Source organism: Streptomyces sp. MnatMP-M17 (assembly GCF_900091995.1).
In the GTDB taxonomy this organism is placed as follows: Bacteria; Actinomycetota; Actinomycetes; order Streptomycetales; family Streptomycetaceae; genus Streptomyces.
The window spans coordinates 1-22793 of sequence record NZ_FMDK01000009.1 but is presented as its reverse complement, the minus strand read 5'-3'; the positions used below and the strand labels follow the sequence as shown (position 1 = coordinate 22793).

General features: G+C 68.7%; 22 protein-coding genes. 13 read left to right on the top strand and 9 right to left on the bottom strand.

The genetic code is table 11. The features are described 5' to 3' along the window. The coding region (locus GA0115259_RS00495; RefSeq protein WP_093589100.1) for a hypothetical protein at window positions 1-426 on the bottom strand (426 nt) is incomplete at its 3' end. Window positions 427-630: 204 nt separating this feature from the next. On the opposite strand from GA0115259_RS00495, the gene GA0115259_RS00490 reads away from it, so the two are divergent. The 6 genes from GA0115259_RS00490 (at window position 631) to GA0115259_RS00465 (ending at window position 6464) form a co-directional block, all read left to right on the top strand. Next, a complete protein-coding gene (locus tag GA0115259_RS00490; protein WP_093589097.1) occupies window positions 631-1077 on the top strand; it encodes a hypothetical protein in 447 nt (148 codons plus the stop codon). 262 nt (window positions 1078-1339) lie between these two features. Then, window positions 1340-1576, top strand: coding sequence for a hypothetical protein (locus tag GA0115259_RS00485; RefSeq protein ID WP_093589094.1), 237 nt, complete (start codon window positions 1340-1342; stop codon window positions 1574-1576). After that, window positions 1576-1950: a fic family toxin-antitoxin system, toxin component gene (locus GA0115259_RS00480; RefSeq protein ID WP_093589090.1), complete on the top strand. Its 375-nt coding sequence runs from the start codon at window positions 1576-1578 to the stop codon at window positions 1948-1950. The genes GA0115259_RS00485 and GA0115259_RS00480 overlap by 1 nt, the downstream gene beginning before the upstream one ends. A 488-nt stretch (window positions 1951-2438) precedes the next feature. Next, window positions 2439-3365 carry a CehA/McbA family metallohydrolase gene (locus tag GA0115259_RS00475; protein WP_093589087.1) on the top strand — a complete coding sequence of 309 codons (927 nt, stop codon included), beginning with the start codon at window positions 2439-2441 and terminating at the stop codon, window positions 3363-3365. 59 nt (window positions 3366-3424) lie between these two features. After that, window positions 3425-3991, top strand: a complete 567-nt coding sequence (locus GA0115259_RS41035) for a hypothetical protein (RefSeq protein WP_202449510.1) — start codon at window positions 3425-3427, stop codon at window positions 3989-3991. Window positions 3992-4055: 64 nt separating this feature from the next. Beyond that, a complete protein-coding gene (locus GA0115259_RS00465) occupies window positions 4056-6464 on the top strand; it encodes a hypothetical protein (RefSeq protein WP_237539654.1) in 2409 nt (802 codons plus the stop codon). 760 nt (window positions 6465-7224) lie between these two features. On the opposite strand, the gene GA0115259_RS00460 is transcribed toward GA0115259_RS00465, so the two are convergent. The 8 genes from GA0115259_RS00460 to GA0115259_RS39850 are packed head-to-tail and all read right to left on the bottom strand — an operon-like array spanning window position 7225 to window position 16364. After that, window positions 7225-7743 (bottom strand): hypothetical protein, encoded by a 519-nt coding sequence (locus GA0115259_RS00460; RefSeq protein WP_237539653.1) that lies wholly within the window; start codon window positions 7741-7743, stop codon window positions 7225-7227. Next, on the bottom strand, window positions 7736-9469 hold the full coding sequence (locus GA0115259_RS00455) for a type IV secretory system conjugative DNA transfer family protein (RefSeq protein ID WP_093589084.1): 1734 nt from the start codon (window positions 9467-9469) through the stop codon (window positions 7736-7738). Before GA0115259_RS00455 ends, GA0115259_RS00460 begins: the two co-directional genes overlap by 8 nt. Beyond that, window positions 9469-11025 (bottom strand): type VI secretion protein, encoded by a 1557-nt coding sequence (locus GA0115259_RS00450; protein WP_093589081.1) that lies wholly within the window; start codon window positions 11023-11025, stop codon window positions 9469-9471. The genes GA0115259_RS00455 and GA0115259_RS00450 overlap by 1 nt, the downstream gene beginning before the upstream one ends. Beyond that, window positions 11025-12548, bottom strand: coding sequence for an SCO6880 family protein (locus tag GA0115259_RS00445; RefSeq protein ID WP_093589078.1), 1524 nt, complete (start codon window positions 12546-12548; stop codon window positions 11025-11027). The genes GA0115259_RS00450 and GA0115259_RS00445 overlap by 1 nt, the downstream gene beginning before the upstream one ends. A gap of 3 nt (window positions 12549-12551) precedes the next feature. Next, entirely contained in the window at window positions 12552-14378 is a 1827-nt protein-coding gene (locus GA0115259_RS00440; protein ID WP_237539656.1) for a hypothetical protein, read from the bottom strand. 58 nt (window positions 14379-14436) lie between these two features. After that, window positions 14437-15222 carry a hypothetical protein gene (locus GA0115259_RS39855; RefSeq protein WP_176732381.1) on the bottom strand — a complete coding sequence of 262 codons (786 nt, stop codon included), beginning with the start codon at window positions 15220-15222 and terminating at the stop codon, window positions 14437-14439. Beyond that, a complete protein-coding gene (locus tag GA0115259_RS00430) occupies window positions 15222-15554 on the bottom strand; it encodes a hypothetical protein (protein WP_093589075.1) in 333 nt (110 codons plus the stop codon). The genes GA0115259_RS39855 and GA0115259_RS00430 overlap by 1 nt, the downstream gene beginning before the upstream one ends. Before the next feature lie 15 nt (window positions 15555-15569). Continuing rightward, window positions 15570-16364, bottom strand: coding sequence for a hypothetical protein (locus GA0115259_RS39850; protein WP_256097856.1), 795 nt, complete (start codon window positions 16362-16364; stop codon window positions 15570-15572). Window positions 16365-16608: 244 nt separating this feature from the next. On the opposite strand from GA0115259_RS39850, the gene GA0115259_RS00420 reads away from it, so the two are divergent. From GA0115259_RS00420 to GA0115259_RS00390, 7 genes are all read left to right on the top strand, one after another. After that, a complete protein-coding gene (locus GA0115259_RS00420) occupies window positions 16609-17775 on the top strand; it encodes a peptidoglycan DD-metalloendopeptidase family protein (protein ID WP_370746891.1) in 1167 nt (388 codons plus the stop codon). Window positions 17776-17863: 88 nt separating this feature from the next. Next, window positions 17864-18349 (top strand): hypothetical protein, encoded by a 486-nt coding sequence (locus GA0115259_RS00415; RefSeq protein ID WP_237539651.1) that lies wholly within the window; start codon window positions 17864-17866, stop codon window positions 18347-18349. A gap of 403 nt (window positions 18350-18752) precedes the next feature. Beyond that, the gene (locus GA0115259_RS39845; protein WP_176732379.1) at window positions 18753-19475 is read left to right on the top strand and encodes a hypothetical protein; all 723 of its coding nucleotides are present in this window, start codon (window positions 18753-18755) and stop codon (window positions 19473-19475) included. A 269-nt stretch (window positions 19476-19744) separates the two neighbouring features. Further along, window positions 19745-19945, top strand: coding sequence for a hypothetical protein (locus GA0115259_RS00400; protein ID WP_237539650.1), 201 nt, complete (start codon window positions 19745-19747; stop codon window positions 19943-19945). 678 nt (window positions 19946-20623) lie between these two features. Next, the gene (locus GA0115259_RS39840) at window positions 20624-20779 is read left to right on the top strand and encodes a hypothetical protein (RefSeq protein ID WP_161230250.1); all 156 of its coding nucleotides are present in this window, start codon (window positions 20624-20626) and stop codon (window positions 20777-20779) included. 542 nt (window positions 20780-21321) lie between these two features. Continuing rightward, complete coding sequence (locus GA0115259_RS00395) at window positions 21322-21921, top strand: sigma-70 family RNA polymerase sigma factor (protein WP_256097855.1); 600 nt, start codon at window positions 21322-21324, stop codon at window positions 21919-21921. Then, window positions 21918-22595, top strand: coding sequence for a hypothetical protein (locus GA0115259_RS00390; RefSeq protein WP_093589065.1), 678 nt, complete (start codon window positions 21918-21920; stop codon window positions 22593-22595). The genes GA0115259_RS00395 and GA0115259_RS00390 overlap by 4 nt, the downstream gene beginning before the upstream one ends. The last annotated feature ends 198 nt before the right edge of the window (window positions 22596-22793 follow it).

The window sequence follows — 22793 nt, the reverse complement described above, 5'->3', positions numbered from 1 at the left end:
CGGGACCGGCGGGACCAGTTCGCCGCCGCGCTGCGGCGCGGGGGCCGGCCTCCAGTCCGGGGCGACCGACGCCCAGCCCTCGGGGCTGCGGGACAGGAGCTGCTCGCTGTAGGGGAACTGGTGCAGGACATGCCCATCCCGGGTGGCGAGCACCATGTTCAGGCACGGCGCCGGGCCGACGACCGGGAGCTCGCAGGCGGTGGCGACGTCGTGGGTCTCCCAGGCAAGGACGACCTCGTCCGCGGCGATGTTCGCGAGTTCGGCGATCCCGGCGAGCGCGTCCTGGCCGTCCTTGAGCGGCCGGACCCAGATCAGCCCGACCAGCTCGCCGCGCACCAGCGGCATCATCAGCGGGCGCGGCACGACCCCCTCGCCCAGCGACGCGGTGTACGTCTCCTTCACGACGCCGACCAGTCCGTCCCACATCCGCGCTTCCACGGGGCCCCCTGCCGTCTGCTGATCCGATCACCGCACCCTGCCATGGGGCCCAAGGCCGTGTCAGCGGGATGATCAGCCAGCCCGGCGACGGGATTCGACGCATGGCGGCCGGGGCGCCGCGGGTACCGTGGCGGCCCCAGCCTGTTACGGCCGTTCCTCTTGGGACACCGACGATGCGGGAAGGCGAAACGCATGCGCGATGACCAGGCCGACGACCCGGAGGCCACGCATCAGCGGCCCGACGGCGTCAGCGATACCACCGTCAAGGCTCTTGGCGCCCTGTCGAAAGCGCTGGAGACCACGGAACGGGCCCGCGGGCATCTGTACTCATTCCACCAGCTCACCGGCAGCGCCGACTTCGCCCTGGACGACGCCGTACGGCTCCTGCGCGAGGCCGGCCACCACGCCCACGCCGACTTGGTCCAGCGCGAGATCGTGGGCCGCAACGTCATCCCCGGCCACTGGACCTTCCAGATCATCGAGGCTTACAACCGCACCTACTACCGGCCTTTCACCGACATCGAGCAGCGCCTGCTCCAGGAACTCGCCCAGGGCCGTGAGCACCTGTACGAAGCAGAGGTGAAAGAGGCACGCAGAACTCACAGCCACCCCGGCCACACGTCGCATTCGGGGCGGTAGACCGAGTCCCGTGTTCTCGTCTGTCCCACACCTGTCGGCCAGGGCATCCTGGACCTCATCACCCAGCTCGTCCAGGGCATTTCCCAGACCGGCCAGTAAGCGCCCGGCGACCATTGCACCGGTCTCGGCGACGATCGCCGGGACGAGGACAGCGAGTCCACACATATGGCAACCGGTCAACGGAACACCCGTGCCGGGAAGGGAGCCATCAGCCCGACGCGGATCCAGCTCACCAACCGGTAACATCTGTTACCATCCGGGTATGGCTAAGACACAACTCGGTGCCCGAGTCGATTCCGAGATTGCCGAACTCGCACGCAAACGGGCCGTCGACCGGGGCCTGGCCCTGGGGGACTACCTCGCCCAGCTCGTTCTTGAAGACGCGAGCGGCCTGCGTACACGCGCGATCGGTGCCGCTGAACGATTCCTCGACGAACATCAGCACGTTTTCGACGAGGCCGAGAAGCCGACGGCCGCCCCGGGAGCCCACGCCGCGTAATGGACCCGCACATCGACGTCTCCTGGATCCTGCAGGTCGCCGAACTCGCCGGCGCGGGCGACCCCGCACCCGACGACTACGGAGTCCCCGTCGCCGCCTGCGCCCGCCACCGCGCCGAACTCCTCGAACAGCCCGTCTACGACGGCCCCTACACGCGCGCCGCAGCCCTGGTACACACCCTCGGACGCTGCCGCTGGCTCGAACACTCCAACCTCGCCGTCGCCGCCGCCACCGGCGTCATGTACCTGGAAGCCTCCGGCATCACCGTCAAACCCGCTCACGAGCACGCCACCGCACTACGCGACCTCCTCCTCACCCCCGCCTGCACGGCCCGCGACATCGCCTCCCTCCTGCGCACCTGGCCCACAACCTGACAGAGAGCACGGCAGGGGCTGGGCGGCATCGAGGCGGACCGCGAACGCGCTGGCCGACCGGCGCCGAGCCGGAGATCGCCGAGGGGCACCTGGCCCGCGCCGGACAACACCGCGAGTACGCCGCCAACAACCGCGAGTACGCCGCCCTGCTCACCAGCCAGTCCGACGCGTAGAGGCGGGCGGAGACCAGCGAGGACGTCCACCCGTCAATCGCCCCACCGAACCAGAGGATCGCCCATGCCCAAAGCACAGCCGAAGCAGCTCACAGAGGCAGTAGCGCAGAAAATCATGGTCGGCTACCAGGGCGGACTACCCAGGCGGGGATCTTCGGGGAAAGATCATTCGGCGGATCCTGGGCGGGGCACCACGACCGCACCCTCGCTTCAGGCACCGCCGCTACGCAATCGCATCCGTCGACATGAAACCAGGGCAACCCCGCAATGACCCGATCCGCCGCCGCAGAATCGAGGACACGTGACCGACAGGGGATGCTCGTGATCGACTTGCCGTTCGGCCAACCCGGCCGCTTCTGGCGGGGCAATCTGCACACCCATTCCGACCGGTCTGACGGCGCGCTGTCGCCGGAGGAGACCGGGCGCCGCTACCAAGAGGCCGACTACGACTTCCTAGCCATCACCGATCACTTCCGGGCCAAGTACGGGTTCCCGCTGACCGACACCCGGCCGCTGCGCATTCCCGGCTTCACCACGTTGCTGGGCGCCGAACTGCACGCTCCGCGCCCCGAGTTCTCCTCGGAGTGGCACATCCTGGCCGTGGGGCTGCCGCTGGGCTTCCCGCCCCCAGAGCCCGGCGAGAGCGGCCCGGACCTCGCACGCCGGGCCCGGGCCGCCGGTGCCTTCGTCGGCATGGCCCACCCCGCAGCGGGGCTGCTCACCGAGGCCGATGCCGAGAGCCTGGATGCGGCCCATGCTGTCGAGATCTACAACGCGCTCTCGGCCCGCGAGGACCGGGGCGACAGCTGGCACCTGATGGATATTCTGCTCAACCGGGGCCGTCGGCTGAGTGCCTACGCCGCCGATGACGCGCACTTCCAGCCGCAGGACCCGCCGGGCTGCGCGGCCTGGGTCCAGGTGCGCGCCGAGTCCCTCGCCCCGGAGGCGATCCTGGCTGCCCTCAAAGCCGGCCACTACTACTCGAGCACCGGGCCCGAACTGCACGACGTCCAGATCAATGACGGCGTCCTCACGGTGCGCTGCTCCCCGGCGCGCAAAGTACTGGTCACCGGCAGCACTCCGGGCGCGCGGGTGATCGAAGGTAAGGCCCTGGTCGAGTGCTCTGTGCCGGTGGCGATGTTCGGGCGCGGGTTCTGCCGCGTCACCGTCGAGGACGCCAGCGGAGGCCGAGCCTGGAGCAACCCGATCCATCTGGCCCCCGCCCCGCAGCCCGAGCCCTGACCGTGCCACGGCCACCGGCTGGCAGACCCAAAGTACACCGACGAAAGGAAGGCTTCATCATGCTCTGGCCCGCGCTCCGACTGCTCTCCCAAGGAGAGCTGACGCCCGACCAGCTTCAGCGGCTGCTGTCCGTGCTCCAACTCGACGAGGTTCCTCGCACCGAAGGGCCCGGAGCGGCGAACAGCATCGCGCACTGCTCCTTCACCGACAGCACCGGCACCCGCCTCGTCCTAGACCTCGCGCGCACCACCGCGTCCGGCTGGGTGCTCGCCCTGTTCTTCGACGGGGAACCTCCCGCCGCCGACACCATCGACCGTCACCGGGTACTGCTGCGCGGTGCCGTCGAGCGGTTCGGCCTCACGCTCATCGAGGTCACCCCCGCCGCCACCGCCGACGAGGTCCACGTGGTGTCATCGCCGCCGAACATGCCCGAGCCCGCACCCGTCCGCTCGTGGGACCTGCCATACGAGGAGTTGGACCAGTTGTGGGCCCACGTCGGCCTCCGCCAGAACGACCCCCAGGAGGTGAAGGAGGTCAAGCTGCGCGAGGTGATGCGCACCCCGGCCTGGTCCGCCGCCCCACCCCTCCTGCGCCGCCAGGCCGAGGCATTCCTCCGCGCCACCTGACGTCGGCCAGCGGAGCCCGCGCCCGCTGACGGAGCCAAAATACGAATCGAACAGGGGGACTGCAATGAGTGAGCAGCCAGCCAACGAGCGGGGCACCTGGACGCCCCCACCGCTCACTTCCCAGGAACGCATCGAGCAGCAGCGCGTCGGCGAGGCGCTGCTGACCGACGACGGCCGGATCACCAACACCGGCCAGGCCAAGACCATCGCCATCCATGCCGTTGCCGAGCGGATGCGGTCCTCGACGCCCGAGCTCGTCCTGTCAGCGTTCGGCCTGGTTGTGGGGACCGACATGGCCCACCGCTTAGGTGACGGCCGCTACGTTCTGGTGCCGCACAACGAGCAGTACCCCTCGATGGGGGCGGACGTCGTGCACGTCGGAGACCTCGATGCGGCCAACCCCCGGCATGCCTCAGCCTCGGTGGTGCGTATGGACGATCCGCACGCCGAGGTCCTGGTCCGCTGGATCGCGGTCAGCGAGCTGATGGGATCCTGGTCGTACGGGTCCAACAACAACGTCCGAGTGCTGGCCCTGCAGGAGGCCAGCAGAGAGGAGTTCGGCCTCACCAACGTGCTGGAATGGCGGCTGGATCCGAAGACGCGCGCCGCCGTGGGCCTGGAGCTCGACTACAACCGCGATGCGCTGCGGGAGTTCCTGCGAACCCAGTACGCCATGACCCAGGACGTCCTCGCCGCCCGGGGCATCACCGAGCTGATCTCCTATCGGGCGTTGACCTGGCCGGAGGGCGCTCCGCATCCGGAGTGGGCCGACCTGAACGTCGGCGACAGCTTCCAGGCTCGCCACCGCCCGCTGGCGAGTTGGTCGGCGGACCGCCAAATCGTCGCCGACTGGCTCGAGCAGCGCGGCGGCCGCGCGGCGCTGCTGGTCGCCCGTAAGCCCGCGCAGGACATCTTGGCCATCCCCATGACCGGCATCGGGTTCTTCGGGCAGAAGGAGTGGGTCACGCTGCCGGGCAACGGCCCGACCACGCTGGACGGCATCTATTCCGGCACCGCCCCGGCTGCCGTGGAACAGACCGCGGCCAGCAGTATCCACCTCGGCGCCCCCGTCCTCGACGACACGCCGGACGCTCCAGCAGAACGGCCAGCGCCCGCCCTCGCGAAAGCCGGCGATCAGGCGCAGCCGCTCACCGTCGCCGCCCAGCTCGACCCCGCCGACCCGCTCGACAACCGCATCATCCAGATCCTCGCCGGCGAGGAGGAGTTCCCCAGTTGGTGGCCGCAGGACGACACCGGCTACGCCATCAGGCAACGCGACCTGGACTTCCTCGGCATCAACCCGGTCCAGATCAAGTGGATGCTCACCGGCGAGGCGCCCATGGGCATGACCCCAGAGCTCTACCAGCAGTTCGGCACGGAGATGCTGGAGGCGCTGCAACTCGACGGCATCCAACCGTCCCAGCTCGACATCCGACTCAAGGGCAGTGGTGCTGGCTTCTTTTCTGGTATCCACAAATCCCTGCCTCGCGAGGAGGACCTGCTCGGCAACCCGGTGGCTGCGCAGCGCCTGCGGGACTGGTTCGACGACGATCAGGACCGTCCCGCGCGCCCTCCGCACGACTCCATGTGGCGCCTCGGTCTCGATTCGGTGCCCAGCGACTTCGACCTCGACATCAACAGCACCGCCATCGTCCAGGCCGCCCGTGCGCACTGGCAGGCCAACCACCCCGACCGGTACCCGGGCGATTTCATGGGCGGCCACGGATACCTCGACAAGCAGACAGCGGTTGGCACCCTCCCCGCCCTGGGCGAGTGGGCGAGCCGGTGGGAGCGAACGCTGGGCCGGCAACTGTCCCTGGGGGTCTTCGAGTCCACCGGGCCGTTCGATGCGACCGTACTCGGCCGTGCTCTCTCCTCCCACTTTCTCGACACCGACTGGATCATCCACCAGCCGGATACCCCCATGGCCTGGCACACCCCCAGATCCAAGATCACCGATCTGAGTGCTCCCCCAGTTCTGGCGCCGCAACTGGCCAACACTTTCCGGCCCGAGAACTGGGCGGCATACAGCGACGCTCAACTCGGTGCACTCCAGGAACACAGTCAGCACGCAGCGGTCGAAGCCAGGGAGCGGGCACGCGAACTGCACCAGCAACACATCGCGCTGCGCACTGCCTTTGCCCAGCAGGACGGTGGAGCGGCGGTCACCCAGCTGCGCGCCCAGGGTGCGTCGGCCGAGACCGTCGAGCGGGCACGGGCCGCAGCCGTGCAGGACATCGCCTATGCCGAGCAGACAGCGGTGAAGTCTCAGACCGCTAGCGAGGCGGCTGCCGTCCGAGCCCAGGCGATCGGAAGCGAACTGCAGCGGCGCGCCGCGCTGTCACCACAGCAGCGCCGGACCGAGGAACTCGCCCGGCAGGCTCTCGCCCCACAGCGCACCGCGCCCCCGCCCGTGGCACCTCGGCGGCCGGAGCCCAAGCAACAACCGCCTGGCCAGAGCCGGTCGATGTAGCCGCAGCACGCAGCGGCCCCGTTATCCCTGGGGAACGGGGCCGCGAAGGCTCAGCGGACATCTTGACCTGCTTCTCCCTCAACTGCGGCGGCCCAGTTCGAGGTCGGCTCCTGGGCCCGACTTCCTGGGCATGGTGAAGGGCGCCGGGCCTGAGCGTGCGGCCGCTCCTCGACGTGTGTCCCTCCCGACTCCGGGAGGGACACACTGCTCTCTGTTCATGCCGAGGCTCGCGGCATTCGACCGGCCGCCGGTGGCTCTGCAACGCGCGGCCGTGGTGCCACTGCCGGGGCCTTTTGAGGAGGACCCGGACGCGAAACGGCACCGGGGGCCCCGGGCAGTGTCCTGGAGAGCTGGGCGGCGTGGATGTCCGCGGCGTCGGCGACCATACGCAGTGCGGCCACGTCGGCGGGAGCGAACTTGCCAGCCGCGACGGCTGCTTCGACGACCGCCTTCGCCCGTTCCGCGACCTCGTCGTAAGGGCCGGCCGCCGGGCCGGGCCCCCTGGAGAGGTCGTGCGGGGGTGCCCCTCTGCGTGGATGACGGCCAGGCGCGGAGGTAGGCGTCGTCGGGCTGCTGTCGGCTGGTGTCCACGAGACGCTTCAGTCCGGCACACATTCCGTCCGGCCGGGACAGCGTCGCCGCGGCGTCGAAGGATTCGGGCTCGGTGTTGGTGGGTGTGGCCATGGTTCCCTCCTTTACAGGGGTGGGCTCGCGGGCTGCTGCGCTGAGGACCGTCACGGGGAATCTCGGCCGGTCATCCCTACAGCGGCGGGTCGGCTGCCAGGGCGAGCCGGAGCGCCTCGGCCTCGGCAGGATGACGGGCTGGTGCGGTCGTCGTGTCCGAGGTGGCCAGGTACATCTCGAAGACCGCCTCGGCGCCCGGCGGAGGAGGCAGCGGCAGCGGCTCGTGTGTGCCAGTGGCGCACGCGGCCAGTTGGAGGCGTGGAGTGAAGGCGTGGAGCGTGTTGATCCAGTCGGCTTCGGCGAGTTCGCGTCCCGGTTCCTGTTCACCTGCGTAGGTGCGGATCCAGCCCGTGTACAGGGCGGTGAGGTGTTCCACAACTGGGGGGTGCTGGTACCAGCACGACGGGATCTGGTTGTGCAGTTCGAAGGTTCGCCGCAGCCAGTCCACCCATCCTGCGAGCTCGCGCAGCCGCTGTCGGCGCTCGGCCGGCTCCATGGCCTCCCACACCCAGCGGCGCTGTTCCGGCATTGCGGGAGGCGTGGGTGTGGGCCACAGTGCCGCCGGGTCCTCCAGGATGTCGGATACATCAGACATGATCGATTCCTTTCGTCGCGAGTTCCGGCGGGGTCTCGGGACTGGTCTTGTCGGCGGGAGGGAGTGCGGGGGCGGCGAGCAGCTTCTTGAGGTCCTTGTCGCGGAAGGTGAGACGCATTTTGACCTTGATGGGCGGGAGGTTGGAGTACTGCGCGATCGCGGTGAAGTCCGGGAGCTGCTGGAGGGAGTGCACGGGGGCGAGGTCTGTCTCGGTGAGTGAGGTGTTGGTGGAGTGCTCTCCGCGCGAGCGGCCGTAGGAGGTGCGTTCGACTTCGGTGCGTCCGTAGAGGCCGGAGAAGTAGCGCAGGGTCTCCAGGTCGCCGCAGCCGGGCAGCAGCATCCGCAGACCGGACGCAGACAGTACGGTGTTGGCCTTCTGGGTACCGAGCCGTTCGCGGAGCTGGGAGAGGTCGTGCCACACGGTCAGGACGTCGATGCCCATGCCACGGCCGGTGGTGAGGATGTTCGGCAGCCGGGGGTAGCGCAGCATGTTGCCGGCCTCGTCGACCAGGACGCCCAGGGACGGGTCGAGCGGCTTGCCGGTGGTGTTGTAGCGGACTTCGGCGCCGTGGATGATCGAGGCGATGATCGAGGTGAGCAGGGGGGCGAACCGCTCGGCGTCGGCTTCGCTCGCGATCAGGCAGACGGTGCCGTTCTGGTCGAGCAGGTCTTCAACGGTGAAGTCGGTGCTCGCGCAGGTCTCGCGTACTTCCTCGTCCGCGTAGACGCGGGCCAGGACGTTGAGGCTGAACTGGATGGAGCCGATGCCGTCCTCGTGCAGGCGCAGCCAGGGGGAGGTGTAGTCGTCGGCGACTTCGGTGTAACCGCGCTGGAGGAGGACTGCGCGTACGTGGTCGACGGCGTCCTTGCCGAGCCCGAGCCAGCGACGCATGGCGTTGATGCCGCCGCCGGAGAGGTTGGCGGCCAGCAGGACGCCCTTCAGTACATTCTTGGCCTGGTCGATCCAGGGGGCGGCGCGCTTGTCGTCGCCGGAAGAGGACGCTTCTGCCATCCATGAGGCCATCCGGTCGGCGGCCTTGGCGTCGACGCAGTAGTCGACCGGTGACCACCGCTGGGTGGGCCGGCCCGGGATACCGGCGGGGGCGATCACCCATACCGGGCCCATCTGGCGACGGCGGGCGTAGATGATGTCGAGGTCTGCGGCCTTGGTGGTGGTGACGACCAGCGGGCCCTGCCATTCGGCGGCATTGGGCAGGACCAGTCCGGTGGTCTTCGACGACCCGGGCACGCCGAACACGGTCGCGGAGATGTTGGGCTGCGCGGCCACGATCTTCTTCGTGCGTTTTCCGCGCCCGGCGGTGATGCGGTTGGCGCGCTTGAGCGGATCCTGCGGGGCGGCGAGTTTCCGCTCGATCTTCGGTCCGCCCCATTGTGCGCCGCCTGTGCTGCTGCCTCCGTAGTTGAGGGCGCTGACGGCCTTGACGACCAGGGTCAGCAGCATCACGACGATCAGGGCCACCAGCACGTAGAACAGCCAGGCGGGCGGCGCCGGATGGTAGACGGCTCCAGGTCCGCGTACGAGAGCGGTCAGCACCGTGGTGGGGATGGACTCGTCGCTGCTTGCCCACCCGCGGCCCGACAGCGCGCCGGAGAGCGGCCCGGCCGCGAGGACCGCGCCGCCCAGCGCGGCGGCCAGGCCAGCGCCGTACGCCGCGAGCAGGGTGTTGTCGTCCAGTCCACCGAAGCGGTTTGCGCCGCCGGCCATCAGATCACCATCTTCTCGTCGGTCTCGAAGAGCTTCTCCTCGGTGTGGGAGAGGATCAGCTGGACTGCGTGAGAACCGCCGCCGCGGCCGACCTTCCACAGTGCGCGGCCCCGTTGTCCGGCGCCCCAGGAGCCGATGAGATCGCACTCGGCGTCGGTCAGGCCGATTACTTCGCGGGTGATCTGGAGCGGTCGGGTGTCCTGGGCAAGCTGGATACGGGTCTCGCAGGAGGAGATGAGGTCCTTGGCGATGTTCACGGCCTCGGACCCGGCCGCGCCCACGCTCTCGAAGTCGGACAGGCGGTGAGTGGCCAGGACCTGGATGGTGCCGGTCGCGCGGGACAGCCGCAGGTCGGCGTCGATCTTCTTGACCATCGACGCGCCGCCGGAGCGCATCTGACGCCACAGCTCGTCGCGTACGACGATCCAGGGCCGGTGTCCTGGCCGGTCGATGGCGGCCTGGGCCCAGGAGGACACGCAGCTCAGGACCATGGCGACGGTCTCGTCGCCGTACTGCTGGAGGGCGGAGATGTCCACCGACTGGATCGGGGCGTCCCAGTCGAGCCCGATGCTGGTCTCCTGGTCGAACAGGCCACCGAGGTGCCCGGTGACCATGCCCCCCAGAGCGGAACGGATGGACGCCATCTGTTCGCGGGCACGCTGAACCTCACCGTCGCGCACCCGGAGTTCGTGGGCCATGTCGGGGGTGGGGTCTCGGAGCTTGTCGTAGACCAGCGGGAGGGTGGGCACCGTGAGGCTGCTCTGCCCGCGCAGTTCGCCGGTGATCTCGCGTACGGCGACGTCCAGGGCCTCTTCCTCCTGGGGCTGGAGGTTCCGCTTGAGCTGGAGTTCCAGCAGAGCTTTGAGAAGGGTGAGGCGGCGGCGGTGGATCTCCTGCATCCGTGATTTCAGCTCGGCCGGGTTCTTGACCAGGTCGAGGCCGGAGCCGAGCGGGCCGGCGTCCAGCGGGTTGAGCCGTCCCGGCAGGCCAGGTCCGAGCCGTACCGGCTCGACTCCAAGGTGCCGGCACAGCTCCTGGTACTCGCCCTTGACGTCCCCGGCGATCAGCGTGCGGTGCCCGAACGCCATCAGGCGGAAGCACAGCGCTTTAACGTGCGCGGACTTCCCCGAACCGGGGATGCCCGTGATCATCACGTTCGGGTTGGTGACCAGGCCCTCCTTCACCCATACGGACGGGTGTGCGCTGAACGCCTGCGTGGTCAGGGTGTTCTGCCCGATGTATGCGCCGACCGGCGGCAGCGTCGCCGCGTGCAGGAACGGGTAGGCGCCGGCCGCCGTGGGGACGTCCGCGCGCACCACTTCGGTACGTGGCAGGGACGCGGCCCGGCCCGCGTACGGCTGCGGCCAGCCCTTTCTGGGGGCGATCCGCATCACCGTGTCGGGGTTCTCCAGCAGCCGGGCCCGGCGCTGTTCGCGCGCGCTGAGCTGCGCGGGCACCTCGGCGGAGGGCCTACGGTCCAGGCCGCTGGCCTCACCGATACCGGCGGCCTCCAGCAGAGTGTCGCCCCCGGTACGGCGACGGTTGCGCAGTCCCATCAGAATCCCATCCGTCGGTCGGGCAGCCCCTGGCCAAGCGGCAGCGCTCCGGCCGCGAACCCGACATCCTGCGCGCCCCACATGCGCCGCAGTTCCAGACCGGACGCGGCGGCATCCGCCTGGAGCTCGGCGCAGGCGGTCTCCAGCTCGCCGGGGTCGGTGACCGTGACCGCCAGTACGGCGGTCATTCGCACCACGCCCTGGCCTGCGGCCCGGGCGGCATCCTGGGCCCGGGCGAGCTGGGCCTCACGGCGCTCGTCCTCGCTCTCGTCCCGGCCCGTCTTCGCCCGAAGCTGACGGGCCGAATTCCGCTTGGCCTTCTCCCGGGCCAGCTCCTGGCGGGCCCGGCGCGGGCCGATCGGCTCGTACACCAGCGACATGGACCGACGTGCGTTCTGCCGGGGCCGCAGCAGCGGCTGGAGGAACGTCGCGTACACCTCGGACTGCGGCCAGGTCCGCACCTGGTAGGACACGGTCCATGCGCCGTCGTGCTGGTAGGTGCCCCAGCCCGTCTCGGCGGCGCCCGGCCCGGCGAGCGCGGGATCGACACCAGGCTCCAGGCCCTCCCATGCGGGCGCCTGGGCCGCCGTGGCCCGGGTCGCGAGCATGAGCTGGGCCTCGGGGTCGTAAGCGGTACGAACCGTCATGGCGACCTTGCGCGGTGAGAGCCACTCGACGACCTGGAGGCTCGCACTGCTCAGCGCACCGTGCATCGCGTGGAGTTCCCGTACGAGTACGGCGGCGGCCCCGATCTGGCCACCGCCGGCCCCCTTGACGGCCAGCCGGGCTCGCCCGGCCGACAGGGTCACCGACAGATAGGTCTCACGGCTCGTCGCCGCCGGACCCGCCCCCTCCATCAGCTCCGACAGCGCGGTCACCGCCGCCCCCGGCGCGTCGGGCGTGATGTGCTGAGCGGTCCACGACCGCAGTGCGGCGCCGTCGTCGGGCAGGCACCGCTGATGCACAGAGATTCGGACAACCGGAGAGTCCTCCGTACAGTACGAGCGCAGGAAACCCGCCCACGAGGCGACCCGCGACGCCTGCTTGTCGGTGTCCACCAGAGCCAGCCCGGGGAAGGTGATGCGGGCGACCGCAGTGTAGGTACCCGCCACCGGGTCATGGACGACGCCGAGCTGACCGCCCAGACCGTCCGGGGCTTCCAGGATCCGCAGCCGGGCCAGCACCCCGGGCAGGTCCATCGGCTGCTCCCCGGTCCGCTCGGAGCGCGGGGCGAACGCCCCGGACAGGAATATGTTGTGCTTCTTCGCCACGGCGATCTGATGCCTCACTGCGAGAACGATCCATTCATCGGCACTCAGCCCCATCACCCGCCCGAAGGCCAGCAGCAGGAGAACCAGGGAGACCGGCGCACACACCAGCGCGGCACGCCAACTGCCCAGGTTGATGGGGATGAGAGCGACCACCGAAGCGGCCGCGACCATCGCGAACCCCGGACCGGACAACCGGCCCATGAAACCGGACTTCTCGGACTGCCAGCCGCCGTACGAAACAGGCTGCGACATCTGCTATCCCTCCCTGGTCGGACGAGGCTGCTCCACCGTGGGAGCAGGAGCAGGAGCGGGACGGGGAGAGGGAACAGTCTCCGTCGGTGCGGGAGACGGCCCCGATGACGGTGCCGGTCCGGGCGAGTCCCCCACCGAACCGCCGGACCCTTTGTGGGGCGGAATGACGACATGCCGTCCACCGCCGCCCCCGTGGTCCAGACCGGCGTGCGCGGCCGTGTTGCCCATGCCGGACTCCAGCACGTCCTTGCCGGCCGTCAGAACCTGGAGCCCGAACCCAACCCCGGCAGCGACCTTGCCACCGAATCGGGCCCCGCCCGTGGCAGCACCGCCACCGGAAGCGGCACCCCCGCCCGTGGACGATGCCTGAACCGCGGCGTTGGAGCCGCTGTTCAGGGTCTGTGCGGTGTCCCGTTCCAGGGCCCGGGTGTAGTTACTGCCGCCACCGACCGAACCAGCACCGCTCATCTCCGGCCGGTAACCGCCGGTCATCGCGCCCGCGGACGATCCGACCGAACTCATCAGCCCGGAGGCGACGGAACTGCCGCCCCCGACCGTGGAAAACGTCATGAACTTGGCCAGCGCGGGCCACGCGAAGCAGGCGAGAACGAAAATCAGCAGGCCGACGAACATGTTCTGGGCGCCCTCGCTGTCGGTCGCGCCCATCGCGCCGAACCCGATGGCGAAGCAGAGCACGATCATCGGTTTCATCAGCACCAGCGCAATCAGCGCGTTACGGGCCTTGGGCCACCACTCGCTGGTGGCGTCCGAGAGCTGTCCGGCCAGCACGATGGGCATGGTCGCCACCAGAATCATGATTCCGGCCTGCCGCAGCAGCACCTCGATCCACAGTGCGGCGATGGCCAGGATGCACACGATGCCGATCACGATGATGACGCCGACCGCCGCCGCCGTTACGCCCTGTCCGCCGACCAGGGCGGTGACGGCGGTGGCCCCTCCACCGCCGCCGGTGATCAGGCCGCCGAACAGCTTGCCGAATTGCTCCTGCATCTTGGCCTCGGCGGTGCCTCCGCCGTCGAACGACTCGTTTATGATCCACGTGGACACGGCATCCGACCAGAGCAGAGCGGTCTGCGTGACCCCGAGGTAGACCGAGGAGATCACTGCCCACTTCACCAGCCCGACCAGCGCGGTCGCCGCAGGCTCACCACGCTGGCTGAGCCCCACCTTCCCGAACTGCAACAACAACAGAAATGCCGCGATCACTGCGGACAACGCGGTCATCATGCTGGTGACCGAACCGATTCCGACCTTCGTAAGGTCGATCGTGGACGCTGAGTTGAAGACCTTCGCGAACTCCTCCAGCAGCCATACAACGCCCTTGCCGATGTACCGGGCGATCTCCCGCACACCGTCGGAGACTGCCTCGGAGATCTGTCCGTAGACCCAGCCGACCGGTCCCTTCAGCGGAAGCCGGTACTTGTCGTACGCGTCACGTCTGCAGTCGAGGAACCGACCCCCCTTGTCGACGCAGGCGGTCATCATTTTATTGCGTTTGTCGAAGCCAGGCTCGTCCTTGGCATCGCTCTGGCGCCACTTCTCCAGCTTCCTGGTTTCAAATGCCTGACATGCCGCAGAGGCAGCGCTGGAGTCGCAGGGATCGAATCCCATCTCGTCGGGAGTGCGTTGGCGACAATCCTCGGCGCTGTACAGCAGGCAGTAGTTGCCCTTGCTGTCGACGCCGACGTCGCCCGCCCACTCCTCGGGCGGTTTCTTGGGACTGTCGGGACCGTAGTCGACGTGCCACTCTGGCTTGTCCGCCGTGACAGCGCTCGGCTGCCCAGCGACAGCGGGGGACGCTCCGCCCACACCGAGGCTCAAGCAAAAAGACAACGCCATCATGAAGCATAGGACACGTGAGACACCGTCAGTCCGCATGCTGCACCTGGACCCAGCCGTCCTGCGTCGCATAGGGGGAGTCCGGGGCGTAGGAGACCGGGAAATACCTCTGCTTCCAGTACTTCGGCTCATTGGTGAGCTTCCAGCCGCCGTCCTGCCACTTCACGATCACGTCATCCGTCTGGTCCTTGAGCGGATCATCGTCTGACCCGCCGTCGGGGGCCGTGGCATAGCGGTCGTAGTGCATCCAGACCTGCACCACATCACCTGGCTTGTCGCCGGGCGCTATAAGGGACTTGGACGTCGCTGCTTCCACCGAGGTGGTGAAGGTGAGTCCGGCCGGTGCGGGGCCGGAGGGAGGCAGGTTCGCTCCCTCGCGGAGCTTGCGGACCTCGGAGATCTGTTCGTCGATGTACCCGGTGGCGTCCGGTGAGGTGACGGCCTCCAGTTGCTGACGGGCCATCTGGTCGTCTAGGAAGGCGTACTCCTCCCAGAAGTAGACGGCGGCCGAGACCGCTCCCCTGGCGTTGTGCGGGAAGCCGGTCGAGGCCCCTCCCTTCTGGCCGGTGGGTACAGACAGCGTCAGCGGCTTGGCTTTCTCCGGGGTCATGTCCGGATTCCACAGTCCGCCCTTGTCCGAGCCCGACGGGGACGGCTTCGCCGAGGCGGTGGGTCCGGCCGTCGGTGCCTTCGCGTCGTCGCCCAGCATGGAGAAAGCGGCCACGGTGCCGATCGCAACCGCCGCCACTATCACTACGCCGATCCCCGCGAGCCGGACCTTGGCCGCGCGCGCCTTGCGGTCGGTGGCATCCATCAGGCCGCCATGTTGTAGAAGGCGAGGACCAGGCTGCTGGTAACGCCAATGCCTCCGGCGCCGATCAGACTCCAGAGCACACCCTGCTTGCCCCGAGCGGCGAGTGCCGCGCGTTCGGTGTTGTGGCCGATGGCCACCAGCGCCCACGCCACCAGACCACCCAGTACGGCGCCGGCCAGGCCCAGACCCGCGGTCCAGGCGAGGATCGTCTTGACCGGGGTGTTCACCTCGTCCGGCAGCTTTGGGGTGTAGTTCGGAACGACATCGGCGGCCAGGACGTGCAGATGCGGATCTGCGGCGACGGTGGTGGCAGCATCCAGAAAGAGACTCATATCGAATATACCTCGTCAAAGAGCGGGAACAGCAACGGAAACAGGGGCGGGAACCGGCGCCTCGGGCAGCGGTTCCCCCCAGGTGACATGGGCGGCGTCCCGGACCGCGTCGACAAGGCGGCGCACCGTCTGGCGGGTACGGGAGTTCAGACGCGTGGTCCGGCGCAGCCCGTGCGCGCGGATGTCGGGGTCGTGGGGCAGATTCACCACGGCCGCGGTGCGGGAGGCGAGCATCGTGGCGCCGGCCCGTACCAGCGCGGGCGGCCGCCCGTTGGCGGTGGCGACCAAGACGACCACGGTGCGCTGCAGCGGCAGGCCCTCGGCCTGCATCGCCATGACCGTCTGCTGGAGTGCGTGCAGGCCGCTGGCGGTCGCGGCGCCGCACAGCACCGGTACGGCGTAGGGGAGGTCGCACCAGCTGCGGGTCTGCCCCAGCCGGCCTTCGCAGCGGGCGACCAGGATGTCGTGGGCGACGGGATGGGTGGTGTCGGCAATGACGGCCTGCCATCCGCCGACGGCGGCCAGCTGGTACCAGGCGGCGGGGTCCTGGGGAAGGGCGAGCGGTGGACTGTGCCAGTCCCGTCCGTCGGTGAGGACCTGCCAGCCAGCATCTCCCGGCCCGGCGTACGCGGCGGACGCCGACTGGACCTGGCTGCGGGTAAGGGGCCGGTCAGGCGGCAACGACGCGAGCCCTGATGAGGCTTCCTGACCAGCCGTCCAGGCCGGCCAGGGTGAGGCGAGTCGGGGGCTGGTGTCCAGAACGGCCGCGCGCCCGGACTCGGCCAGACCGCACGCCAGGAGACCCGCCACGGTGGACCGGCCGCTCCCCCCGGCCGCAGCCATCACCGGAAGCAGGAGACGCACCCCTTCCCTCAACTCCAGCACATCGGACGAACCATCACGCTCTCTCACTAAGCCCCCAAAAACCAACCCTTGAGCGTTTGCTATAGTTAATATATGACGCGTTCGCGCCAACCGGAGGAGAGGCGGCGAAACTTTGCATATTTGCGCCGCCCGTTCTCCGAATTGACAGAACGGATCATCAAACATCGCGGTGAAGTTGACTGATGGCATAGTGTCACGCGCCATCACTCTTCCGTCGAGCCGGTTGTTCACCGCCGAAATGACCGTGATGGCCCGGCTGTGGGGGAGCAAATCTGAAGCGTCAGGCCAGGAGGGGGAGCCTGTGGGGGCCGCTCAGTGGATCAAGCCGGTCGTGGCCGGAGCAGTGATGACGCCGATCGCGCTCGGCGTGGGGCTCATGATGATCGTGACAATGGTCGGGGAAAACGAGGACAGCGACGGCGGAAACACCGCAGTGCCGGCCGGCAGCGGCCTGAAGATAGGCGAGGGCGGGGTGCCCGCCAAGTACGCGCAGCTCATCATCAATGCTGCGGCCGCGTGCAACCAGGGGCTGTCCCCCGCGATCCTCGCCGCGCAGATCCAGCAGGAGTCCGCCTTCAACCCCCGGGCCGGAAGCCCGGCGGGTGCTCAAGGTATAGCCCAGTTCATACCGGGGACCTGGCAGACCTGGGGCGTCGACGGCAACGACGACGGCAGGAAAGACGTCTGGGACCCGGCGGACGCCATCCCGGCCCAAGGTAAATTCATGTGCTCACTGCTGAAGCAGGCAAAGAAACACCCGGACTGGAATGGATCGCCCACAGAGATGGCCCTGGCCGGGTACAATGCTGGTTTCGGCAGAGTTCAGCAGTACCGCGGCGTGCCGCCCGAGTCCTTCGCCAACGGCGAGACTTACCACTATGTCCAGATCATCATGGCGAACTCCGTGAAACTGTCAGTACCGGCCGCCTCTGGTTCCTGGACCCTACCCATCGACGGACCCGCCGGTACCCCCTACCACCAGAAGGGGCCCTCCTGGTCCGGCGGATACCACACCGGCATCGACTTCGTGGTATCTGTCGGTACCCCCGTCAAGGCCATCGGACCGGGCAAGGTCGTCTCCGCTGCCCCGGGCGGCGCCTACGGCAACCAGGTCGTCATACGACACGACGACGGCCGGTACAGCCAGTACGCCCACCTGTCATCCGTGCAAATCTCCGCCGGGCAGAGCGTCCAGGGCGGCACCCGCATCGGCCTGTCCGGCGCGACCGGCAACGTCACGGGCCCGCACCTGCACTTCGAGATCCGCACCGGCCCCGCCTACGGATCCGATATCAGCCCCATCCCCTATTTGCGTACCAAGGGTCTGTCCATCTGACCACCGCCAGCCACACGGTTACCGAACCTGCCCGCACTCCAACCCGATCGAGGCCCCCATGGACGAACCGCGCTATGGACCTTGGGGGATGGTTACCCCCGCCTTCTGGCACGGCGCCGCTGCTGAGCCCCCAACCACCGCTCCGGCACACCCGGAACCACTTCGTATCCGGCTCACCGCCATACCCGCGCTCGTCGCGGCCGAACGTCCCGGCGACGCCGCCGCCCTCGCCGAAGAGATCGACCGTGAACTCACCGCCGCCGGTGAGCACACGATGGAGGTCGTCGATGTCCGGGAAGTCCGCGGCTACCTCGCGCACCTGCTGGGGGACCACTCCACCGCCGTGGGCTGGTACCTGCACGCCGTACGACTCCGGGCTGGCATCCAGGGCCCCGCACACCCTGACACGGTCCAGGCGGCCCGCCGGGCCTACAGCTTGTGGCGGGCCGTCCCAGCATCCGACGCCCGACGGCTCGGAGCCGAACTCCTCGCCGCTGTATCGGACATCCACGGCCCCGAAGCGACCGTCACTCGCCGCACCCGCGAACGGCTCGCCGCACTCTCCTCGGAGTGAAAGGCCCCGGGAAGTTTCGTTCGCCACCCTGAGACCGCTTGCCGGTGCCACGCCTGTCGGGCTGCACACGGCACTGGACGCGCTGGACGAATCGGAGCTCCGCCTCGTCCAGCAGGCAATTGAGGTGCAGTTGGCCACCGCCGGTGCTCACGGCCCACGGAGCGTGCGCGCCAGGGCGAGCCGGGCGGCGAAGCACGGGATCACCCCGGCGTGGCACACCGATCGCGGGGACTACGCCCGCCGCAACGACGTCCACTGGACGCGCAGTGACAACCTTCCCGCCGACGTGATCGCGAAGTCGGATGACCTGCGAGTTGTCTCCGGATTCCGCGTGCTCGAATTCTGGCGGTGCGATATCCGCGCCTTGTACCGGTGCCCGGACACCCAGAGGCGCTGCAGCAAGATGCACGCCACAACCAAGCCCAGGGACGTCTTCTTCGACGACCTGGTACGGCAGACCGCAGCCGGGCTGATCGTTCCGATCGAGTTCAAGGACGGATCCCGTACCCACCGCTTCTGGGTGACGGACACGGACCGGGACCGGTACGCGGACCTCACCAGCGGGCGCCGGGTACTTCCGTCCGCAGAGCCGGGGGAGGCGAGCCACGCGTCGACAGGAGCCAGCCACCGGGCTCCGACCTGCCGTCCTTCGCCTCCTCAACGCGGTATCCCGGTCTTTGCGGCCCCGCTCCCGTCGGTCCCGACGCAACCCGCCGCCCCGGCTACGCCGACGTCGCCTCGTCCTGCCCCGCCTGCTGTCTCCGCCACGGCTGAGACAGGCCTCCCCAGCGATCTGCTCGCCGCCCAGACCCGTCTGCACCAGGCCACTGCGGAGCTCGCCGCGCTCGTGCACACCCTGCCCTGGTCGGTGGAGCCTCACGGCGGCTGGCCCGGGACGAAGCACCCGCACACTGATGAGGTCACGGGCGGCCGCGAGCCCAGCCCCGGCTGGACCGCCGAGCAGAAGACCGCAGTCGATCGCCTCACTCAGGAGGTCCGTCACTGTCGGCATGCACCCGTACTGGAGCGAGTTCAGCGGCGAGAACCTGGTCGACGCCCGGATGAACCTGAAGGCGCTCCCCGCCCCAAGACCGTTCCGGCGGTCGACGCGACGACCGCCACCTGACCCAGGAAGACTGCCCGCCGACGCCCGCAGCAGAGTATGGCGGGCGTGGAGACGCTCTTCGGTGACGTGCCCTTCGGGAATAGTCCGAACGCGCTGGCCGCGTCCAGACACACCCGTTGGGCCGTGGCGCGCGAAGTGGAGGGTGTCAGGTCTCGGAGGTGTCGTTGCCGGTACGTCGGCCCAGCGACGGATCAGCCGCTCTGCCCGGATCAGCGCGGCGATCGATACGACGGTGCTGATGAGCATGATGGACCAGGCAACCGCCTGCCATGTCGACTCCGGGCGGGCTGGTCGTCTCCACCCGCGCCCGCTTCGGTTTCGAAGCCGCCGGGGGCACGACCGACGATGCCCGGGTCCGGGACATCCCCCAGGCCCTGCTGCCCCTCTACGCGGACCAGCTGTTCACCGCGTGGGAGCAGGGCGCCACCGAGCAGCAGCTCCAGCAGATCGCCGCCGACGGCCTCGCGTAGATGTACTTCCGCGCCAACAACTCCCTCGCGCACGGCCTGGGCGTGGAGTTCACCGACGTGGAGCACATCCAGATCGAGCTGTAGCCCACAAGCGCCTCGTCCCCGACATTGAAGCTGCCGGGGACGAGGCGTTTCACATTCCTGCGAGGGGCGGACCGTGAGGGCTCGGATCCCGAGGCGACCTCAAGCCCGGCACTCCGGCCGTAACCCTCTGTAATCTATTTCATCTCATCGCGATGCAATGGAATGCAATGGATTAAACTGGAGCGCATTGGAGCCTGCGTTTTGCTGCGTTTTTCGCAGGAGGTCTGCGTCTTCCTGCGTTTTTCGCAGGAGGGGGGCCAGCGAATGCCACTTCACTGCTTGATGGTGACCGGGATCACATCCACGCCTGTGAGCTGCGGGTTTTCCGGTATGTATGTATCGCAGGTGCGCGAGAAGGTAGGCAGAGTGTAGGCAGAGTCTCGCCTTGTGCCCGCATTCCCGCATGAGCAACTACACCGATCAGCTTCTCGCCGATAGACTCCGCAGAACGCGAAAGGAGCCCTGCGCCCCAACGGGTTTCTCAGGCCTCTGAGTTGGGAGGGCTCCTCTCGCGGTGTCCCCTAAACGCACGCAAACGCAAGGAACCACATGCCCGAGCCTAGCGCGAATTCAGATCCGAAGCACCCACACCGTGTGGACAGATGGCTCTCGTCCATCAGCACTCACCTGCGAAAACGGAGTGGGGGCCGTGGACACGGCGTCCACCACCACTTCCTACAGGGCGTCACCTACAAGCTGGGCAGCGGCGCCGTGACGCTGCTGATCCTGTGGTGGGAGACGCGGCACTGACCGGACCGCGGGCCCGCAGCCAGCTGCGGGCCCGTACTGCGGGCGGCCATCAACCTGACGAGACTGCGCGCCGACGTGCCCACCAGGACAGCTGCGGGTGGCTGTGTTGACGGCCCGGCCGAACGCCTCCAGGCGCGCCGCGTCCTCCACGTCCTGGTCTGGCGGCCCTCTCGTGCTGCGGCGTCGGCCGGGTGTGTCCGGTGGTGTCACTTGTTGTCGTTTGTGCAATTCCGGTTGACGATCGGTCAATTCTGGTGTGATCTACGCCACTTGATTGCACACTGTCGGCCGGATCGAGTGATCAGGAGATAACCGTCCGTGCTGGTCAGGGGTGCCCTCCTCGCATCGATCCGAACGCGCAATCTAGCTGTTCGTGGCCAGATATATGCACAGCGTGATTTTCCTCGGCGGATCTGTGAGTTTTCCACGACCGGAAACGTTTAAGTGAGCCCTGAGGCCAACGGGCCTCCGGTGCGCGCCGGTTGCGTACCGCCCCCGCATGGATGAGGAACCACGATGACCGAGGCCACTGGGAGACGCGCGTGAATGACGACGACGTCCCCGACGGTGCCCCCGAGCTCCGCCCGCAGCTGACTCCGGTGCATGTCCCGCTGGACCTTCCGCTCGACTACGAGGCCCTGTACCTCGGGTACCAGGAAGCCTTCCACGCCTACGCGGAAGTCCACTTCGGCAGCCGCGAGGCGGCCGAGGAAGTAATCCACAAGGCGTTCCTGGAGATCCTGGGCGGCTGGGACGAACTGCTGCGGGCCGGCAACCTGGAGCAGGGCGCCTGGGCGATCGTGCGCCGGGCCATCGACGACCAGCTCAAACGGGAGGGCCGAGCTCCCGCGTTCGTCATCAACGGCCCCATAGCCCAGGCCCTGCGTGCGACCCGGGACAAGCTCAAGGTGATGGAGAGCAGCACCGGCCTGTACGCGGCGATCGCCGCACTGCCTGCCCGGCAGTTCGAGGTGATCGTGCTCCGCTACATCCTCGGCTACCCCACGGCCAAGGTCGCCTGGTACGTGGGCGTGGACGCCCGGACGGTGGGCCACCACATCCGCCGGGGCCGCGAACGACTCCGCGTGGTCCTGGACCTGCCCCCCGACACACGCAAGACAGAAGGAGGAGGACAGACGTGACCTCCATCAGCGAACTCCTGGCCCACGCGGCCATCCCCACCTCCCACCGCGGCTTCGACGTCGCCGGCGCGCTGCGGCGCATCGCGTCCGAGGCCGCCCGGCTCTCCCCGCCCCCGCACATCGAACGGGCCACCCAGGCCGGGCAGCGTCTGAGCGTGGTCTGCCGCTGGGTCATCAACGAACCGAACGCCGCCGTACACATGGACCGGCTCGCCGACGACGCCCGGCTCACGCCGCCCACCACGAACCCGGACGGCGAACTCGACATCGAAGGAGCGCTGGTCTTCGCCTGCCTGCTCCACCTGACCAACCACCCCGAATCCGCGCAGTTCTGGTGGCAGCTCGCCGCCGGCGCTGGCAGCCGGGCCGCCGCCTACTGCCTCCACCTCCACCACCTCAAGCTCGGCGAGACCGAGGCCTCGCAGCACTGGTACCACCAGCTGACCCACTCCATGGCCGACTCCGCGCCTCCCGACGCCGCGTTCATCGAAGGCCTCGAAGCCGTCGCCCGCTACGTCCGTACCAGCGGCACCGGCGCCAGCGCCCCGACCGGGGGACTGGAGAGCGAAGTCGACCGGCTCGCATCCCGCGGCACCAACCCCTCCGGCGTCATCGAACACCGCCCCGACCGGCGCCTGGCCCAGCGGCTGCACGAATTCACCGCCCGCCGCTGACCCCGTCCCGCACATAGCAGAGGGAGCCCACTCCCGGCCATCGGTTCCGAGGCCACAAGCCGGAAGGGCTCCCCACGCGGCATCCCTCCAAGTCAAGGAACACCGATATGAACGATAGCCCCGCGCACCGCAAGACCACCGCACTCCTGACGGGCCGTCTCATCCGCTGGACCGCCCGGAACCGACGGGCCGCCGCCG

Bases quoted from the DNA above. Each gene is read 5' to 3' on its own strand.
- GA0115259_RS39845 (WP_176732379.1), top strand. From the start codon at position 18,753: ATGCACGCCACAACCAAGCCCAGGGACGTCTTCTTCGACGACCTGGTA.
- GA0115259_RS41035 (WP_202449510.1), top strand. From the start codon at position 3,425: ATGCTCTGGCCCGCGCTCCGACTGCTCTCCCAAGGAGAGCTGACGCCC.
- GA0115259_RS39855 (WP_176732381.1), bottom strand. From the start codon at position 15,222: ATGGATGCCACCGACCGCAAGGCGCGCGCGGCCAAGGTCCGGCTCGCG.
- GA0115259_RS00430 (WP_093589075.1), bottom strand. From the start codon at position 15,554: ATGAGTCTCTTTCTGGATGCTGCCACCACCGTCGCCGCAGATCCGCAT.
- GA0115259_RS00400 (WP_237539650.1), top strand. From the start codon at position 19,745: ATGTCGACTCCGGGCGGGCTGGTCGTCTCCACCCGCGCCCGCTTCGGT.
- GA0115259_RS00450 (WP_093589081.1), bottom strand. From the start codon at position 11,025: ATGGGACTGCGCAACCGTCGCCGTACCGGGGGCGACACTCTGCTGGAG.
- GA0115259_RS00465 (WP_237539654.1), top strand. From the start codon at position 4,056: ATGAGTGAGCAGCCAGCCAACGAGCGGGGCACCTGGACGCCCCCACCG.
- GA0115259_RS00480 (WP_093589090.1), top strand. From the start codon at position 1,576: ATGGACCCGCACATCGACGTCTCCTGGATCCTGCAGGTCGCCGAACTC.
- GA0115259_RS00455 (WP_093589084.1), bottom strand. From the start codon at position 9,469: ATGGCCGGCGGCGCAAACCGCTTCGGTGGACTGGACGACAACACCCTG.
- GA0115259_RS00460 (WP_237539653.1), bottom strand. From the start codon at position 7,743: ATGTCTGATGTATCCGACATCCTGGAGGACCCGGCGGCACTGTGGCCC.
- GA0115259_RS00485 (WP_093589094.1), top strand. From the start codon at position 1,340: ATGGCTAAGACACAACTCGGTGCCCGAGTCGATTCCGAGATTGCCGAA.
- GA0115259_RS00415 (WP_237539651.1), top strand. From the start codon at position 17,864: ATGGTTACCCCCGCCTTCTGGCACGGCGCCGCTGCTGAGCCCCCAACC.
- GA0115259_RS00490 (WP_093589097.1), top strand. From the start codon at position 631: ATGCGCGATGACCAGGCCGACGACCCGGAGGCCACGCATCAGCGGCCC.
- GA0115259_RS00445 (WP_093589078.1), bottom strand. From the start codon at position 12,548: ATGTCGCAGCCTGTTTCGTACGGCGGCTGGCAGTCCGAGAAGTCCGGT.
- GA0115259_RS00475 (WP_093589087.1), top strand. From the start codon at position 2,439: ATGCTCGTGATCGACTTGCCGTTCGGCCAACCCGGCCGCTTCTGGCGG.